The sequence below is a fragment of the Thalassotalea sp. G20_0 genome (genome assembly GCF_017744175.1).
Classification (GTDB): Bacteria; Pseudomonadota; Gammaproteobacteria; order Pseudomonadales; family Endozoicomonadaceae; genus Endozoicomonas.
In genome coordinates, this window is the sequence record NZ_JAGHQV010000407.1 from 1 (window position 1) to 663 (window position 663).

General features: G+C 48.3%; 1 protein-coding gene. It reads left to right on the forward strand.

Annotated features, from left to right (window positions below; all coding sequences use genetic code 11):
- A partial coding sequence (locus J7438_RS26765; RefSeq protein WP_209279058.1) for a transposase occupies positions 1 to 663 on the forward strand: 663 nt, incomplete at both ends.

A 663-nucleotide genomic window follows, 5' to 3' on the forward strand; every position in this document is an offset into this window, starting at 1 on the left:
GCCCTGATTAAAAAAGCCGAAACCAGTGACAGTGAAGAGGACGATGCTTATCAGCAGGAGACTGGCTACAGCATTCCTGAAGACTTGCAATTCAAGCAGGAACGGTTAGAGAAAATCCAGGAGGCCAAAAAAGCGCTTGAAGAACGGGAACATGCCCTGAATCCCGATAAGCCGATAGACGGCAAAAAGCAAATCAGCTTTGCTGATCATGATGCCAGGGTCATGGGCAAAAAAGGCAGTGGCTATCAGTACAGTTATAACGCCCAGATCAGCGTCGACAGCGATAATGGTATCATTGTTGGCCAGCACATCAGCCAGCATGCCAATGACAAGCAGGAAGTAAAGCCTGCACTTGAAGCCATTGCAGAAGCAACAGATAACGCGTCCATTGGCAAAATGAGTGAGGATAATGACTATTACTCAGGGCCCAACCTGCAAGCGTTTGATGATGCGAACATTGACGCTTACATGGCTACGGATCGGCAGGAGAAGCCTGCAACGGAGGGACTGGAAGACTCTGACAGAAAGTTTGTCAAAGCGGATTTTATTTACCATGAAGCAGACGACAGCTTTACCTGCCCTGCCGGTGAGAAGCTGATTTATAACATGGCCAGCAAAGCAAAACACAAGAGCTACCGCGTCAGTAAAGATATCTGCCGGGAT